At 32.9% G+C, this 17,885-nt stretch carries 10 protein-coding genes; 3 read left to right on the top strand and 7 right to left on the bottom strand.

The window, feature by feature from the left end:
- Positions 1 to 174: 174 nt before the first annotated feature.
- The 3 genes from QLQ94_RS07575 to QLQ94_RS07565 form a co-directional block, all read right to left on the bottom strand.
- Positions 175 to 1,479 (bottom strand): O-acetylhomoserine aminocarboxypropyltransferase/cysteine synthase family protein, encoded by a 1,305-nt coding sequence (locus QLQ94_RS07575; protein WP_271337860.1) that lies wholly within the window; start codon positions 1,477 to 1,479, stop codon positions 175 to 177.
- Positions 1,480 to 1,598: 119 nt separating this feature from the next.
- A complete protein-coding gene (locus QLQ94_RS07570; protein ID WP_271337859.1) occupies positions 1,599 to 1,787 on the bottom strand; it encodes a hypothetical protein in 189 nt (62 codons plus the stop codon).
- A 572-nt stretch (positions 1,788 to 2,359) separates the two neighbouring features.
- Positions 2,360 to 5,206, bottom strand: coding sequence for a TonB-dependent receptor plug domain-containing protein (locus tag QLQ94_RS07565; protein ID WP_482499448.1), 2,847 nt, complete (start codon positions 5,204 to 5,206; stop codon positions 2,360 to 2,362).
- A gap of 532 nt (positions 5,207 to 5,738) precedes the next feature.
- On the opposite strand from QLQ94_RS07565, the gene metK reads away from it, so the two are divergent.
- A complete protein-coding gene (gene metK / locus QLQ94_RS07560; protein ID WP_427402137.1) occupies positions 5,739 to 6,989 on the top strand; it encodes a methionine adenosyltransferase in 1,251 nt (416 codons plus the stop codon).
- A 319-nt stretch (positions 6,990 to 7,308) separates the two neighbouring features.
- Here the strand turns inward: metK and QLQ94_RS07555 are convergent, their stop codons facing one another.
- Positions 7,309 to 8,775: a M28 family metallopeptidase gene (locus QLQ94_RS07555; protein ID WP_271337853.1), complete on the bottom strand. Its 1,467-nt coding sequence runs from the start codon at positions 8,773 to 8,775 to the stop codon at positions 7,309 to 7,311.
- Positions 8,776 to 8,952: 177 nt separating this feature from the next.
- Here QLQ94_RS07555 and QLQ94_RS07550 point away from each other — a divergent pair, with 177 nt between their 5' ends.
- Complete coding sequence (locus QLQ94_RS07550; protein ID WP_482499447.1) at positions 8,953 to 10,731, top strand: DUF4153 domain-containing protein; 1,779 nt, start codon at positions 8,953 to 8,955, stop codon at positions 10,729 to 10,731.
- 38 nt (positions 10,732 to 10,769) lie between these two features.
- On the opposite strand, the gene QLQ94_RS07545 is transcribed toward QLQ94_RS07550, so the two are convergent.
- The 3 genes from QLQ94_RS07545 to QLQ94_RS07535 form a co-directional block, all read right to left on the bottom strand.
- Positions 10,770 to 13,004: a hypothetical protein gene (locus QLQ94_RS07545; protein WP_482499446.1), complete on the bottom strand. Its 2,235-nt coding sequence runs from the start codon at positions 13,002 to 13,004 to the stop codon at positions 10,770 to 10,772.
- A gap of 92 nt (positions 13,005 to 13,096) precedes the next feature.
- Positions 13,097 to 15,784: a carboxypeptidase-like regulatory domain-containing protein gene (locus QLQ94_RS07540; protein WP_482499445.1), complete on the bottom strand. Its 2,688-nt coding sequence runs from the start codon at positions 15,782 to 15,784 to the stop codon at positions 13,097 to 13,099.
- 42 nt (positions 15,785 to 15,826) lie between these two features.
- Positions 15,827 to 16,732: a GLPGLI family protein gene (locus tag QLQ94_RS07535; RefSeq protein WP_271337849.1), complete on the bottom strand. Its 906-nt coding sequence runs from the start codon at positions 16,730 to 16,732 to the stop codon at positions 15,827 to 15,829.
- A gap of 513 nt (positions 16,733 to 17,245) precedes the next feature.
- Here QLQ94_RS07535 and QLQ94_RS07530 point away from each other — a divergent pair.
- Positions 17,246 to 17,860: a deoxynucleoside kinase gene (locus tag QLQ94_RS07530; protein WP_041516522.1), complete on the top strand. Its 615-nt coding sequence runs from the start codon at positions 17,246 to 17,248 to the stop codon at positions 17,858 to 17,860.
- The last annotated feature ends 25 nt before the right edge of the window (positions 17,861 to 17,885 follow it).

Below are 17,885 nucleotides of genomic sequence, written 5' to 3'. Positions count from 1 at the left end.
CATCCAATGTTAAACGCACTGCTGTGCGTCTCTACTAATGTGCGCCTCTACTAAAATGAACTCCTATCACTTATATGGTGAAAAAACTTTTATATGGAATGCTTTTTATAAAAAATCACCTCTAGCAGAACTCACGCTACTAAAGGCAATTTTTCAAACAAAAAACAAAAAAACCTAATTTTTATTAACGCTGTATTGCGATTGGACCACGCTTGCGAATGCAGCCTTCAAATCAGCTATTAAATCTTCGATATCTTCTATCCCGACAGAAAGTCGCACCAGATCTTTAGAAACTCCTGTTTCTAGTTGGTCTGCATCTGACAATTGTTGGTGCGTTGTGCTTGCCGGATGAATAATTAATGATTTTGTATCACCAATATTCGCCAAAAGCGAGAATAACTTCGTGCTATCAACCACTTTTTTAGCAGCATCAAAACCACCTTTTAGTCCAAAAGTAATTACACCGCTTTGACCTTTTGGTAAATATTGCTGTGCTAAATCATAATATTTATTAGTTTTTAGACCTGGATAATTTACCCAGACTACCTCATCTTGTTTTTCTAACCAAGAGGCTAAAGCCAAAGCATTTTCGCTATGTTTCTGGATTCTAATTGGTAATGTTTCTAATCCCTGAATAATCTGAAAAGCATTAAAAGGACTTAAAGCTGCGCCAAAATCACGCAAACCTTCGATTCTTGCTTTTGCTATGAAAGCTGCATTTCCTAGAGCTTCATGATATACTAATCCGTGATATCCTGCAGAAGGTTCTGTAAATTCAGGAAATTTTCCGTTAGACCAGTCAAATTTTCCAGCGTCAATAATAGCACCTCCTAATGAAGTTCCGTTTCCTGAAATATATTTGGTCAAGGAATGAATTACGATATCTGCTCCATATTCAATTGGGTTCAATAAATAAGGTGTAGCAACCGTATTGTCTACAATAAAAGGAACTTTGAAGTTTTTGGCTTCTGCCGAAATTCCTTTTAAGTCTAATACATCTAATTTTGGATTCCCTAAAGATTCTACAAAAAAGGCTCTTGTATTTTCTTTAGCAGCTTTTGTAAAGTTTTCCGGTTGAGACGGATCTACAAACGTGGTTGTAATCCCTAAACGAGGTAAAGTTACATTTAGTAAATTATAAGTTCCTCCGTATAAGCTGTTTGAAGCTACAATGTGATCACCCGCTTTTAATAAAGTCAATAAAGCTGTAGAAATTGCTGATGCTCCTGATGCAGTAACAACAGCTCCAATTCCGCCTTCAAGCGCTGCAAGTCGTTGTTCAAGAATGTCGTTTGTTGGATTATTTAATCTCGTATAGATAAATCCGGCTTCGGCAAGACCAAATAAATTAGCAGCGTGATCTGAATCGTTAAAAACATATGACGATGTCTGATAAATTGGCACTGCTCTGGTTCCTGCATTTTTAGTAACATCGTGTCCTGCGTGTAATGCGTTGGTGGCGAATTTTTTTGTACTCATGATTTCTTAGTTTTTTAATGTTGTTAATTCGTTTATATTTTTTTATAAAAATGTTTCTAAGTTATACAAAAAGATTTTCATCTTCATGCAATTAGTTTTGAAAGAGGAATGAATTTGATTTAAACAAAAAACTCTTCTCCTTCTTCTTCAAGATCATACATGTGAAACAATAAGGATTTTTGACTTTTTATAAGTTGCTCTGCATTTATCCTTATAACCTCTCTGGTTATGTCTTCTGATTTATTGTTGTTTTTCTGAGAATCGTTTCTTAATAAATATTCTATTGCTATTGAATTTAATGTTTTCATGATTTTTGATTTAAAAGTGTTGAAATAAAAAAAGCCCTTTCGGATGGCTACCAAAAGGGCTTATAGTTCTAACTATAACAAAGATTTACTCTTTCACTTTTGGCAACAGCGATTTTGGATGCACATTTGCATCATCTCACAACATATCATCATATTATTCGCTATTGTTTTCATTATCATTTTATTTAAATTAATTCTCTTTTTTAAACTCGACTAATTTGATAGAGTAAATATAGAAACTATTTTTAGATCTACCAAATCAAAAAAGAACATTTAACATTATTTTTTTATTAGCCTGCAAATACAGGGAATATCTTAAAAATATTAGCCCACGGATTGTACTGGTTTAAACCGGTTTACGCGGATTTTTTTATTTTTCTCTCCTGACTAAAAAATTTAGCACGCGGATTGAACAGATTTAAACTGATGAATACGGATTATTTTTTTTATTCTCCTTTATCTACTTCTAAAATTAGCCGCTCCCGATAGCTATCGGGATAAAAGATTAAAAGGATTAAAAAATCTGTGCAAATCCGTTTGATCCGTACAATCCGTGGGCAAATCTTTTACTTTTAGAATTTGAAACTTAATCTGGCAAAACCAAATCTTCCGTTTAATCCAAATTGTGATACTGCTCTTGAATAAGCAAACTGATTTGCATTGGTTAAATCTGTACTTGGTGCAGGAGACAATGTTGGGGTTGTATTGGTAAATGCAGGAGTTGCAGGATTATTTCTATCCGGATAAACGTCTCCTATATTATTAAATCCAAGTGTGAATCTGAACTTTTCGTTGATTTGATATCCGAAAGATAAATCTGTAACTATTTTTGAACTGTATTCAGGATGTTCGTAAACTGAAGATGATCCGTCTAAATTTACATCTGTTGCTCCCGGATCAGTAACTTTTCCAAAATAACTGTTTCTTAAATAAATATCCAGTTTTTTAATATTGAAAGTGGTCATTAAATTTGCTTTCAATTTAGGAATTGCTTCTTCTAAATAAATTCTGCTTGATTCCGGGAAAAACGAATATACATAAGGATCTCCACCTGCATCAATAATAGATTGAGGTACATTTAGCTTACCTACTCTTTTTGTAGTGTTATAACTTAATGCAAAATCGTTTCTGATGGTAAAATCCTGGATTACATTGTATTTTTGAGAAATTACCACATCTATACCTTTTGTTTCAGAATCAATTCCGTTGGTCCAGAACGAAGCTCTTTCTACTCCTTTTAAATCAAATGCTTGTTGAAACAATGTCAATGCATCTTTTTGTTGTGGCGTTGTTGCCGCATTTATCTGCGCATCTGTTGGCCTTGCATATTGCCCTGTTAACACAACTCGATCATTGATTCTTGTAAAATACGCATCTGTTGCAATGGTAATATTTGCTGCAGGAATTTTGAATGTAAATCCTGTACTGATGCTTTTAGATTTTTCAGGTTTCAGACTTTCAACTCCTATACTTTTTGCTGCCTGAGAATCATTTGTAAAATAACCTACCTGATAAGGTGAACCATTTATGAACTGGGTTGAACTCGCTTCAAAATATTTTTGCTGTAATGATGGTGCTCTAAATCCTGTTTGTCCGGAAATTCTCCAATTGATATTATCGTTTAATTTTAAAAGAGAGGCTAGTTTAAAGATCACCGTACTTCCAAAATCAGAATAATTTTCATAACGGACTGCTCCGTTCAAAAGCCAGTTTTTCGTCGCATTTAATTCTAAATCAATATAAGCAGCGCCACTTTTTCTGTCTTTTTCTTTAGCATCTGTTGGTTGAAACCCGGAAAAACCCTGTGCTCCTGCTCCACGTTTGTTTCCAAAAAAGTCTGTAACAATTAATGGTGAATTACTTGGCAGAATTCCTGAAACCAAATTTCCGTTTATATCATATAATCCATAAGAAGCTTCTTCTCCTGCTTTAATTTGATAGTTTTCATATCTGAATTCTCCACCAAAAGCAACGTTTAGTCCTTCTAAAACATCTAACTTTTTACTGAAATCAAGATTGGTTGTACTTTGTAAAAATGAAACTTTTCCGGCATCAAAACTTGTAGCCGAATTAGCTCCTAAAGTAGCATTAATAGTATTGTTCACATCATATTGAAAAGAGTTTGTTCCCAGGTTTGTACTAAGATCAGTATCAAAACCAAATAATTCTGTTGTTACTCCAACTGCAGAAGATGCATCTAAAATATTAGATTGTATTTCTGGCAGGAATCCGTTTTGATACACTTGCGTAAAAGTTCCTGAACCATTAGGAAGTCTGTTGAATGCATACGATTTACCATTTCTATACGAAACTCCACCAAAAGAGTACAAAGATGTAATATCACTTATAGGATATTTAGCGTTATAGTACAATTGTCCTGAAGCCAATTCTGACTGACCTACACTCATATTATAATCGCTTCTTTCCTGACCTCTATAAGCAATCTCGTTATTGGTTACATCAAAGTTCAAAGCTGTCTGCATTTGGGCTAGTGTTCCGGCAGATGAAATTGCAGTTTGCTGTGCCGGTGTAAAATAACCTACCTGCGGTGCATATTGCTTTAATGAAGTAAGAATTTGTGCTGAGTTTGGCGTGTTATTGATATTACTAAACAATGAATTAATAGCTACACCATTTTGGGCTGCTCTATTCTCTACAGCATTGTAAGCATTAAAAATACCATTATTTCTAATTCCCGCTCTGCTTGTTGCTTGTCTGGTTACGGCACTTCCGGTAACATTCAGGAAACTTCCTGCTTTACCTAATGATGTACCGTAGTTTAAATCTACTTGTAAATTCTGTCCATCAGATCCGCCTTTAAAATTATTAGACCCTGAAGATAAATTCGATCCATATTGAATACCTCCCGAAATAAAATTAGCATCTTTTTTTAATACAATATTGATAACTCCCGCGATGGCGTCTGAACCATATTGAGCTGCTGCACCATCACGCAATACTTCGATTCTTTCGATAGCGAATGATGGAATTGCATTTAAATCTGTTCCAACAGATCCTCTTCCCGGAGATCCGTTAATATTTACTAATGCACTTGAATGTCTTCTTTTTCCGTTTACCAAAATCAAAACCTGATCCGGTCCTAAACCTCTTAATTGTGCCGGATCGACGTGATCTGTAGCATCTGCTGTAGAAGTTGCGTTACTGGTAAAAGAAGGCGCAACATAATTTAAGATCTGAGTAACACTTGTTTGCGGCGAACCTTTTGTAATCTCTGAGATATTAAAAACATCTACAGGAACAGGAACATCAGTTTTTACCCGGTTTTTACTTCTGGATCCTACTATCGTTATTTCAGACAGTTCATTGTTCTTTAAAGTATCTTGCTCTTTTTTATTATTCTGAGCATAGATTCCAGAAAATGTTAAAAGACCCAATGCTAATAGTACATTTTTTTTCATTTGGTTTTCTTTGATTAATTACTATTTAAAGTTAAGAAGTTATTTACAATTTGGTACTTTTTGAAATAAAAAAAAGCCCCTGCAGTTGGCAGAGGCTCTATATGTATTTTTGAAATAAAACTACAATATCGTCTCTGCGGAAGGCTCCGGCATCTTACAAGACATATTGCAAACTGTTAATTTCATCTTTTCTATTATTTTGATGGGGCAAATTTGCAAACTATTTTTTAATCGACCAAACAAAAACAGAAATAATTTCTATTACCCTATCAAAATAGTATGTTATGTTAAATTTCTACTTATAAAATCAAAAAAATCAAAACTTTAATTTGCAAATCAAAATGGTTTTATACCTTTGCACCCTAATACAGAGGAAAAATTTGAACTGATTGCAACCTCTTCATAATGAAATGGTTCGTTATGAATACTGAAAGTTTTTAATTTCGGTAGTAAAAAATGCTAAAGCAGACATTCTCCTTTAGCCCTTTTTAGCAATTTTTTTCCTCACTTAATTTTAATTTAATAAATTATTATGGCTTATTTATTTACGTCAGAATCTGTTAGTGAAGGGCATCCAGACAAAGTTGCAGATCAAATTTCGGATGCATTAATTGATAACTTTTTGGCATTTGATGCTGACTCAAAAGTAGCTTGTGAAACTCTTGTTACTACAGGTCAGGTAATTTTAGCTGGTGAAGTAAAATCGAATACCTATCTTGATGTTCAGCAAATTGCTCGTGACGTAATCCGTAAAATTGGATATACTAAGAGTGAATATATGTTTGAAGCAAATTCTTGTGGGATTCTTTCTGCAATTCATGAGCAATCTGCAGATATTAATCAAGGTGTTGACAGAGCTAAGCCAGAGGAGCAAGGTGCAGGAGACCAGGGAATGATGTTTGGTTACGCAACTAACGAGACTGAAAACTACATGCCATTGGCACTTGATTTATCTCATAGTTTATTGCAGGAATTAGCAATCTTAAGACGTGAGAATAAAGAAATCACTTATTTACGTCCTGATGCAAAATCGCAGGTAACTTTAGAATATAGCGACGATAACAAACCAACTCGTATTGATGCGATTGTAATCTCGACTCAACACGATGATTTTGATGAAGAAGCTACAATGCTGGCTAAAATCAAAAAAGATATTATCGAAATCCTGATTCCAAGAATCATTGCTAAAAATCCAAGTCACGCGCATTTATTCAATGACAAGATCAACTATCATATTAACCCAACAGGAAAATTCGTTATTGGAGGACCTCACGGAGATACTGGTTTAACAGGAAGAAAAATCATTGTGGATACTTACGGTGGAAAAGGTGCTCACGGTGGTGGTGCATTCTCTGGAAAAGATCCAAGTAAAGTAGACAGAAGTGCTGCTTATGCTACACGTCATATCGCTAAAAATTTAGTTGCAGCTGGTGTTGCTGACGAGATTTTAGTACAGGTTTCTTACGCAATTGGAGTTGCTCAACCAATGGGAATCTTCATTGATACTTACGGAACTTCTAAAGTAAACTTGACTAATGGTGAAATTGCTAAAAAAGTAGAAGCTATCTTTGATATGCGTCCTTACTTTATTGAGCAACGTTTGAAATTAAGAAATCCTATTTATAGCGAAACTGCTGCTTATGGACATATGGGACGTACGCCGGAAGTGGTAACTAAAACTTTTTCTGCTCCGGGAGGAAATGTAAAAACTGTTACTGTTGAGTTATTTACATGGGAAAAACTTGATTTCGTAGACAAAGTAAAAGCTGAATTTGGATTGTAAATATAGATTATTAGACTAACTTAGATTGTTAGATTTTTTGACAAACTAGTTACTCTTAAACATAAAAAAGAGGCTGTCTATTTATTTGGACAGCCTCTTTTATTTAGTAGATTTTGCAATATTCTGTGTGTTTATTTGAACACGGATGAAACGGATTTACTTCGTAAAGACGCGGATAAAAACGGATTTTATTTATATCCTGCTTAAAGTAGAAAATAAAGAAAGAAAAAAATCTGTTTTTATCTGCGTTTTCGCGGTAGCGAATCCGTTTCATCCGCGTCTAAATTTCAATCCAAATATAATATAATCTGTAAATCCTTTATCGCTCTAATTGTACATTTGGTAATGTTTTAGGACGATTGGCATCGTTAGATAAAATCCAGCCTGTACGGTAGATCCATTCAGTCATTTTATGCAATTTTACGAAATCAATATTTTCAGATTCATCCATTGGCGTATGGTATTGACTGTGTAAAACACTGGTATAAAAAACAGCTGGAATTCCTCTTTTTGCATATGGCAAGTGATCTGAACGGAAATAAAAATATTCCGGATGCTCTGGTCTGTCCCAAAGTTTATCTAAATCGAATTTAGGGCCTTCATCATTTGCTCTTTTGGCAATAGCCACTAAATCTGAAGAGTTTTCATGAGGTGAACTGGAACCCAGTAAAGCAGCCTGATTTACATTATTTCTACCAATCATATCACCGTTTAGTACCGCAATAATATCCTTTTCCGGAACTGTAGGATGCGACGCATACCATCTTGACCCTAACAATCCGCGCTCCTCTGAACCATGAAATACAAATAAGGCAGATCTTTTTCCGGGTTGTTTCTTGTAAGCTCTTGCAATGGCTAACATTGCTACACAAGTACTTGCATTATCATCGGCTCCGTTATAAATAGAATCCTGCCCGTATTTTTGTCTCACACCATCATGATCCTGATGTCCGCTAAAAAGAACATATTCGTTTTTTAATTTAGCATCAGTTCCATCTATCTTACCTACAACATTTACTGAAGGATATTTATAGGTTTCAGAAATTACCTCTGTTGATAAAAGATCTTTCGTAGTTTTAAGATATGCTAATTGATCGTTGTGTAGCCAAAAAACCGGCATTGTAGCACCAATTTTATCGCGAACACCTTCGATTCCGTAAATACCTCTTGTCATTTGTGGTTCAACCTGAGACCAGCTTTCCTCTCCTAATTGGTCTGCTACCATAATCATTGCTACAGCGCCTTTTTTGACTACAACATCATAATATTTATTTCGTACAAGACCCGGATAACGTCTGTCAAAAAGCGAAATATCATCTGCAATTCCTTCTTTAGAAGCTAATATGACTACTGCTTTTCCTTTGATATCTGCTTTTTCGATTTCTTCTTTTGTTGCTGCTCCTAGATATACTAATGGCGCATCAACTTTTATGTTTGTCGTTTCTGCTACCAGAACATCTTTCCACAGTTTATATTCTTTTTGCCCAATTTTGAATTTTGTATTTGGAGTTACCTGATGCCTGTACAAATCAAAAAACTGAAAATAAGTTCCATCATCACCCGCTGGAGCCATTCCTGCTTCTTTTGCTTTATTTGCCAGCCACATCGAGACCTTTAATTCATCTAAAGTTCCTGCTTCACGACCATTAAAATGATCACCGGCCATTTGATACATATCCGTTCTCAGGTCTTTATCTGTAATTGCTGAAACTAGCGGTTTTTTAATTGCTTGCGAAAAAGCTACTCCTCCACAGGCAATCAAAACGAGAATCATTTTATTTTTCATACGTTTTAATTTAATAACCCAAACTTAGTAATTTATAGAGAAAAAAAGCCTGTTTGCATTTGAAATAGTACTGAAATGTAAATTTGACAAAATGATGGTCTCCTTTTTTTTGTATCATTATTTTATTTGGTTATCCCTTGCAATTTAGTTTACTTTATACAAAATAACTGATAAAAAATGGGCAGACTTCCTTCGTTACAAAATGTTCTAAGTGCAACACTAAAAACAGTTCTTAGATTTCCGTTAGAAACTATAACTGTGATTTTGGGTACTATTCTGGCAATAATTCTTAACGAGAAAGAATATAATGATCCTAATAGAGAGCTTTATCAAAAAGCAATAATGAGCTGTTCTTTATGTTTGGTCTTATTTCTTTCTGTCAGTTTATTTTTTTTAGCTTCAAAAAAGGGCATTCTTTTACGTTTCATAACCAGTTTAGTTCTTGGCAGTTTTATCGTTCTTTTTATTTTTAATTTTCATGAATACATTACAGAAATTGAAATACAACAATTTTTAGTTCTTAATATTGCTCTGCATTTGTTGGTTTCATTTGCGGGTTTCTTACCAAGGAAATATAATCAGGATGAATTCTGGGAGTTCAATAAACAGCTTTTTCTTCGAATTTTAACGGCAGCATTGTACAGCATTGTACTTTATTCGGGTTTGGCATTGGCTATATTAGCCGTTGATAAGCTGTTTAAGGTTGAATTCTATGATCATATTTACTTTCACATCTTTTTTGTCATTGCCGGCATTTTTAATACCATTTTCTTTTTAAGCGGAGTTCCGGAAACCAATAATAACGAGGTTCCGTTGGTTTTAAATTATCCAAAAGGGCTTAAAAACTTTACTCAATATGTTTTGTTGCCTTTGATAAGCCTTTATCTGGTGATTTTAATCTGTTATGAAGTTAAAATTCTTGTTACGCTTTCCTTGCCTGTTGGTTGGGTTTCGTATCTTGTTTTGGTGTTTGCTATTTTTGGGATTCTTTCCTTTTTATTGGTTCATCCTATTGCGACTGAAACCAATAATCTTTGGATGCGAACCTTCAATCGTTGGTTTTACTTTCTATTGATTCCACTACTTGGATTACTTTTTTGGGCAATTTTATACAGAATCAATCTTTACGGATTTACTCATGAACGTTATTATGTTCTCTTGTTATCGATATGGCTTTCTATTGTTGTAGGATATTTTTTAATTCAAAAGAATCCTAAAATTAAGTTTATTCCAATAAGTATGTGTCTGGCCGGATTGTTTTCGATTGCTGGCCCGCAAAGTGCGAATTCTATCTCAAAACACAGCCAGTTATCCCGATTTGAAGCTTATGTGCAAAATTCAAATCATAAAAAACTAACTTTCGAACAAGAACAGGATTTAAGCAGTATTGTTTCTTTTCTCCAAAATAATTATGGTGTAGAAATTATGGTTCCTTATGCGAAAACCAAGTTAGAAGCGCTGATTAAAAAAGACAAGTCTCCCAGTGATTATAAAATAATGGAAGCTTTGGGTTATAATTACAAAACATCCTATGATAGACCAGAAAAATATAAAAACGAATTTTACTACTATTATTATGAAAATGACCAAAACACTATAGAAAACATTCACGGATATGATATGGCATTTACGCTGTCTTTTTATGATAAAAATTTTGAATGCAAAGATTGTGTAAAGATTGAAAATAAGAGCTATTCGATTAAAGCTACCGTTGAAGATTACGGTATCAAGCTACAGATTAATCAAGATAGTATTCCGCTGGAAATTAGTAATTTTGTGAATAAAAATTCTGATTTTGATCAAAACAACAATCTAAATAAAAAAATAACTCAGGAACTTGAAACCCCTAAGTATAAAATTTTGATCACTTATCTGAATGCCAATGGCAAAATTAAAAACAATAAAAGAGTATTAAACAGTTACAATATAAAGCTTCTGGTAAAAATTAAGAACTAAAAAGAAAGCCTTTGAACTACTTCAAAGGCTTTCTCATTTTAATACGTTCCGTTTTGCATTTTGCTTAACGTCTCTTTTATTTCTGTTGCTGTTTCTTCTTCTACATAATCAGTTAAATACTTAACCGCGAGAGTTTGTGTTTCGATTGCTTTTTGTTTTTGCCCATCTTTATAATACAACTGAGCCAGAGTATCTAAGTAATAAGGATTATTTTTCGTTACTACCAGACTATATTCAGACCAGATAATTGCTGATTTTATAAAAGCGGTATTTCCGGGTTTTGAAACTACGGTCCATGCGGCGGAATTGGCCAAATTAGAATGATATTCTTTGAAGTAATTCCAACTAGAGTAACCTGAATTCTCATCTAACAAAGTAAACAATTCATCTAATCGTACAATAGGATTTACTCTATCTGTTGTTAAGTAACTATCAAAATAAGTACTGAATTCTTTTAAGTAGGTGGTGTTAGATCCATCTTTATCTTCCAATTCTGCGAGATAGATAAAGTAATTCTGGTAACAGTCAAAGTTTCCTTTCCCGAGGGCAATTAATTTTTTATAAATTGAAATTGTTTTGTTTTGATTTTTATTTTTGCTTCCTGAAATGTCATTTTGTTCAACATCTTTATTTTGCTGTAATGCTGCCGCAATTTCAGTATTCAGGCTTTCTATTGAATGTGTTTCACCTTCTTTACTATTAAATTCTAAACGTTGAGCATCAATAGCATCATAATGCCTGATCAAATAATCTATCGCCAGATAATCAGTATCGTTTAAAACTTTATCATCTTTAATAAACTGTTTCGAGAATCCCTGATTTTTAATTTCTTTTACAATAGTTTCTACCAAATACATATTTGGTTTAGCATCTTTTTGATGTGCTTCTATTAGTTTCTTCCAGATTTGAGCAACTTCTTTTTTATCTAAAACCGTACTTACATACTTAAAATCCATAGGGGTTTCAACAGGTGTTTCACCAGTATCCGCATAATAATCGTATGGTATTTCAAGAAGAGCTACTTTATTAAAAGCAAGAACTAAATCTGTATCTTTTGCTTTCTTATCTTTTATTGTTCTATCAAAATCATATAATCCACTTACACTTTGTAATTTTTTGTAAAAGGGATCGTAATAATTTAACTCATATTTTTTATCGTCTAAATTAGACTTTACAGTTGCTATAATATTTCCATCTGCGTTCAAAATTGCTAAACTTGGTATATGTGTAATTTTATTTGCTTTTAACCATTTTGCATCATCGGCTGTAGCCAAATAAAAATTATATAAGTCATATTCAGCTTTGTATGAATCACTCATGGCATAACCAATCTGCGTTTCCTGATCTTTAATAAAAGCATCGAAGTCAGTTTTTGCCGAAGCATTTTTACTATCAAGTTCCACTACCAAAAATTTAGTTTTAGCAGTTTTATTAAATGAAATAGCACTTTTTAAATTGTTTTCGATTTTTAATTTAAAATCATATGTTGCTACAGAAGTAGTATCAGCTACGACGACGGTAGAATCAACTGCTGTCCCAAAATCGTCACTAACCAAAGGTTCTTTTCCAGGATAAGTCCAATTGGTAATTGTTTTATTTTCTAAAGCAATTACTTTTGAAACTTTTTCAGGCTGAACATCCTTTGCATTACGAAAAATCAATGGGGTTGGTACTGATTGTTCTAAGATCATTAAATCCTTTGTTTTTTGATCATAAAAACCGGTAATATTCAAATCAGCTGTAGCATCTAAATTAAATTGGATTGTAACTTCTGAAACATCTTTTGGTAAAGCAAATTTCGAAACTTTGCTGTCTCCTCCATATAGTTCATAAATTAAATACAAGTAATCAGCACGATCAATTTCAAAATCTACATCTATTTTGTCATAATTAGGATTAACTCTGGCTCCTATGTCAGCTAATCTTTCATACTGAATTGGATCTGATTTTTTTTGTGTCCCTATATAAAAAGAATTGTAGTTAGGATTTACGAATTTTACCTTAATTTTCTTTGCCTTTTTATCATTTTTAAAGGTAAGATCAAACATATTCTCTGCTTTTACGCTTGGAGTAAATAATAATGAATCTCCTTTTATCTCATAATCGCCGGAGTAAAAAACCAATTCGTATTTATTATTATCTAATAAATTCAATTTGATTTTTTGACTTTGGCCTGTAGACAAATAAGATCCTTTTTCAATATTTGTTGTTTGACAAAAAGCGCTGGATATTAAACAAAAGAACGCTAAGAAACTCCATATAAAATTACGCATAACTATTATTTTAGTTGTTACTAATTAGCGCAAAGGTATTTCTTTCTTATTTAAAAAAGCACCAAAAGATACAAAAATTTGTAACCAAAATACTATAAATTATATTTCATCGAAAACATGATGTAGCGAGGCTGCACAGTATATTGTGAAACCCTTGTAGAAAACTGAGAGAAGCTGTCATCATTGAGATATTTTGTATTGAGTAAGTTAGTTGCCGCTATTTTATACTCCCATTTGCTGTTCTTTTTCTGATAGATTAAACTGGCACTTAAAAAATCATATTCGTTATCGACTGTTTTATTGCCATTGTAATAATGATAGAATTCATACTCTGAAACAAACGAAAAGCTTTCCAGAAAATAATAATCCAATCTCGCAAAGGGCTTATCTGTGTAATAAGTAGAGCCGCTATATTTATTAATAAGCGCATTATAACCAAACTCGATATTGGGAAAGTTTTTATAGTTTGTTGAAGCTTTTACGGTATAACTTTGACTAAAACTTTCTGTTGTTGCCAATACATCATTTTGGATATTATTGAATTTTGACCAATTGAAAGTTGCATTTACGGAAGCTTTGTAATTCTTTAAAAAAGAACGTCCGTAATTTCCCATTCCTGAAAAAGTTTCATCGGCTAAATTAGAATTATAAGGTGATGATGATTGATTAATTCCTTCGAAATCAGCTTTGGTTTTAATGGCGTCTACTTTTTTGGTATACGTTGCATTGGCAAAAATGTTCTCAAAATTGAACATATTATATTTAAAATAACGTAACGAATGTACTTGCGACGTAGCGTTTTCCAAGAAACGATTTCCGCGGAACAAACTACTGTAATCTGACAAAACATAACCCGAAGCCAATTGATTGATATCTGTAAAATCATTTGACAATGAGAAATTATACGTTAGTGTTTCTGATTTTTTAATTTGATACAAAGCAAAAAAATCAGGTAATACCTTCATGAAATTCTGCGAATAATCAGTTCCTAATTGTGTGTTTTTCATTGTATATGAATGCACGCTGACTCCGGGAGTTAAGGTAAATTTTCCGGATAAAATCTTGTAATGAAAACCCAAAAAAACATCATTAAAATCGTAGTTGACTTTATTATTATTTTCAGGATCATTCAAATCATTTTTATCTCCATTATCCAGCATCTGAAAAATATGAGAGTTAAAATCCTGATACGAATATGTGTTTCCTAACGTAATATTGATATTGCTTTTTGGCGTTACCATGTAGTAATAATCTAGCTTGGCATCTACTTTATTGGTTTTTACAAATCTATCCTGATTAAGATCGTTCCTGTTTTGCCCTGAAGTATAACCTGAAAGATCAAAAGGTTGTGTTTTTAGATTGGCATTGTAAAATGGATTTTCTTCCTGATACAAATGTTGCATTTCAAAAGCAAAAATATTCTTGTCACTTTGTGTATAATACAAACTCAAATTTTGATTGATAGATGTAGGATCTTGCTTTTTATTGGTTAAAATTGTTTCTAAAGCAGATACATTATTCACAACAGATTCACGCAACAGATCAGTATTTTCATTTTGTCTGGATATCTTCGTCAAAATATCATAATCAAACTGAAATTTGTCATTTGGCTTATAAGTCGAACTTAATTTAAAAAGTCCCAGATTATTTTTTTGATGTGTTTCTTCCTCCCTTTTTTGCTCATCTCCAGAGTCTAAAATGGTAGTTTGAGATTTTGTTTCCAAGTCTGTTTTTGAAGTCGACAATATTCCGAAACCGCTAATATTCCATTTTTTAGTAACGGAATAAGCAAAATTTGTTGCTCCAAATTTTGTTTCAATTTCTTTTGCGCGATTGTTTCTCAATATCGAAATTCCTAAATCATTTGAGGAAACATTAAAATTACTTCCGCCTTTTTTCATCAGGTTTTTAAACCCTCCTGTAAACTTAAAATAATCCTGCGCTGTTAAAGGTAATTCACCAATATTATTAAAATTAGTGATTAGATTAATGCTATATTTTGGACTGTAATAGAACAGTTTTGGATTAATAATATACCTGCTGTCAAGTTCTCCAACTCCAGTTCCGGCGGTCACATCACCAAACCAAAAATTCTTTTTACCTTCTTTCAGTTTAATATTCATCGCCACATTATCCTGATCATTTTCCAATCCTTTTAGAGCCTTAACTTCGTTATAATTTCTTAAAACCTGAATTTTATCAATGGCATCTGCAGGAATATTTTTAACACCAAGTTTTGTATCTCCGTCAAAAAAATCTTTGCCTTCAACCATTAATTTGGTAACTTTTTTACCTTCAACTTCAATTTCTCCGTCAGCATTTACCTCAACTCCCGGTAGTTTTTTCAATACATCTTCGAGCTTTTTTTCTGTTCCTGATTTAAACGAATCAGCATTATATACAATGGTATCCCCTTTTATAGAAACAGGCATTTCACGCACAATCTCAACGCCTTGAAGTTCAATTCCGGCATCATCCATAACAATGTTCTGAACAATATTTGCACTTTGAGTCACAACTGAAATCTCTTTCGATTTCATTCCCAGATAACTGACTTTTATTGAATAAGACGTATTAGGCTTTAATGTAAGTTGAAATTTTCCTTTGTCATTGGTAATCCCGTAAGAATCCATTGCTTTTGTAGTAATGTTTACAGCCATAATGTTGGCCATTTCTAAGGGATTTTTTTGCTCATCCTGAATAAAACCATCAAAACGGACACTTTGAGAAAAACATATAGAAGTAAACAAAAAGGCGAGTATAAAAAGAGACTTGTTCATTAAAAAAAATGATTTAGGATAAAATAATTTTAGACTGACGTTTTATCTTCCCATCATTGGAGGGGCACTTAGTGTACGACCACGATTCGTTTCTCTAAATTCTTCCATCTTTTTGATCACTGTTTCGTCATAATCTTTCTGAGAAATTACTTTTCCTCTTTTAGATGGTTTTATTTCTACTTTTTCTTTAGCATTCAAGACTATCTTTGAACACAAAATAGTAGTTCTCCCATCATTTACTTCGAGAATTAAACCCGGCAATCCCCAATAATTCTCAGGTCCCTGATTTACGGGAATTTCTGGTGTATACCAAGCAGTAATAGTTACTTCTTTTGGCATTTCGAAATTATCCTCAAAGTTGGTTTTCGTTACTCCCGAAGTTTTCTTTACATCCTCTTTTTTCTCTTCCGGTTTTTTATCATCGTTGTTTTTAGGTCTGAAGTTTCTAAAATCAGTTTTGCTGGCTTCTTTAACGGCCGTTGCTTTATAACAGGTATAACCACCAATTTGTTTGGTTTCAGATTCCATTTTCCAATTCAACTTCGGCAAAGAATCTACTACCAGAAATTCTTTCCCCATAAATTCTTTATCAACAGTATAGGATTTGTTTTTTACATCTTTATAAAAAGTTCCTCCACCGCCCATAAATGAGTTCATCATCACACGCATTCCACCTCCTTGTTGTCCCGGATTTTCTAATCTTTCTTCTTCTTTATAAATCGAAGCCGATTTGTCAAAATTCAGGATAAATGTTTTTTCCAGCATTTTTTTCATTCGCTCTTCCATACTCTTTTGCATTTCTGGTGTGATATCACGAGGACCACGCATACCATCCAACTTTGGCGGTTGTGTTTTGGATTCGTAAACTGCCATTCCCTGAAAATCTTTCTGAGCCTGCATTTGAGTAAATACAAGCATCATGAACATATAATAGATTGTTTTTTTCATTACATTTTTTTTAAATTTGGATAAATCCCATAATACCTACACTCAAATGTATTGTTTATTTTAAAATACAAAAAATTAAATATATCAACACCTCTAAGACATAGACAAAATAGGCTATTAATTAGACCATTACATCAAAATAAGGTTTATAGATTACATCTCGATTATTGAAGTAATGCTTATTGCAGTTTTTTCTATTTTGGCTCTAAAATGATCTGGATCTCATAAACAAACTTTGCTTGTTCTTCTATATTATTGTGTATTTTTTTTAGAAAAGCAATTACTTTACGGAAGGTGTCTGATTTTAATTCAATTGAAATAACTACCAATCAATCCACATTTTTTCAGCAAAGCTAATTTGTTGTATTTTAAAGACATTACGGCTAGAAATTGAAGCAGATTTTCTGAAATTGAAATTTTAAAAAAATCGTTTAACAAATTCTGCTGCAAACACCAAATTTTATCTATTTTTACAGATTAAGAAATAACAAATTATAAAATCGTAACACGGTAATGCACATAGCAATAGCAGGAAATATAGGAGCAGGCAAAACAACTTTAACTAAATTATTAGCCAAACATTTCAAATGGGAACCTCATTATGAAGATGTAGTTGATAATCCGTATTTGGATGATTTTTACCACCAAATGGAACGTTGGTCGTTTAATTTGCAAATTTATTTCTTGAACAGTCGTTTCCGTCAGGTATTACAAATTCGCGAAAGCGGTAAGAAAATCATTCAGGACAGAACGATTTATGAAGATGCGTATATTTTTGCTCCCAACTTATATTCGATGGGATTAATGACCAGCCGCGATTTCGAAAATTATACTTCTCTTTTTGAATTAATGGAATCATTGGTAAAAGCTCCTGATTTATTGATTTATTTAAGAAGCTCGATTCCTAATCTTGTCGGACAAATTCACAAACGCGGACGTGATTACGAAAACTCCATTTCTATCGATTATTTAAGTCGTCTGAACGAAAGATATGAAGCCTGGGTACAAACTTATACGAAAGGAAAATTATTAATTATCGATGTTGACAATATCAATTTTGTGGATAATCCTGAAGATTTAGGAAATATCATTAATAGAATCGATGCTGAATTGAACGGATTGTTTTAGAAAACAAAAATTTTACAGACTTATA

It is taken from the genome of Flavobacterium sp. B114r (assembly GCF_056824125.1).
The sequence above is the reverse complement of the archived record's forward strand: the minus strand, read 5'-3'. Positions and strand labels throughout refer to the sequence as shown.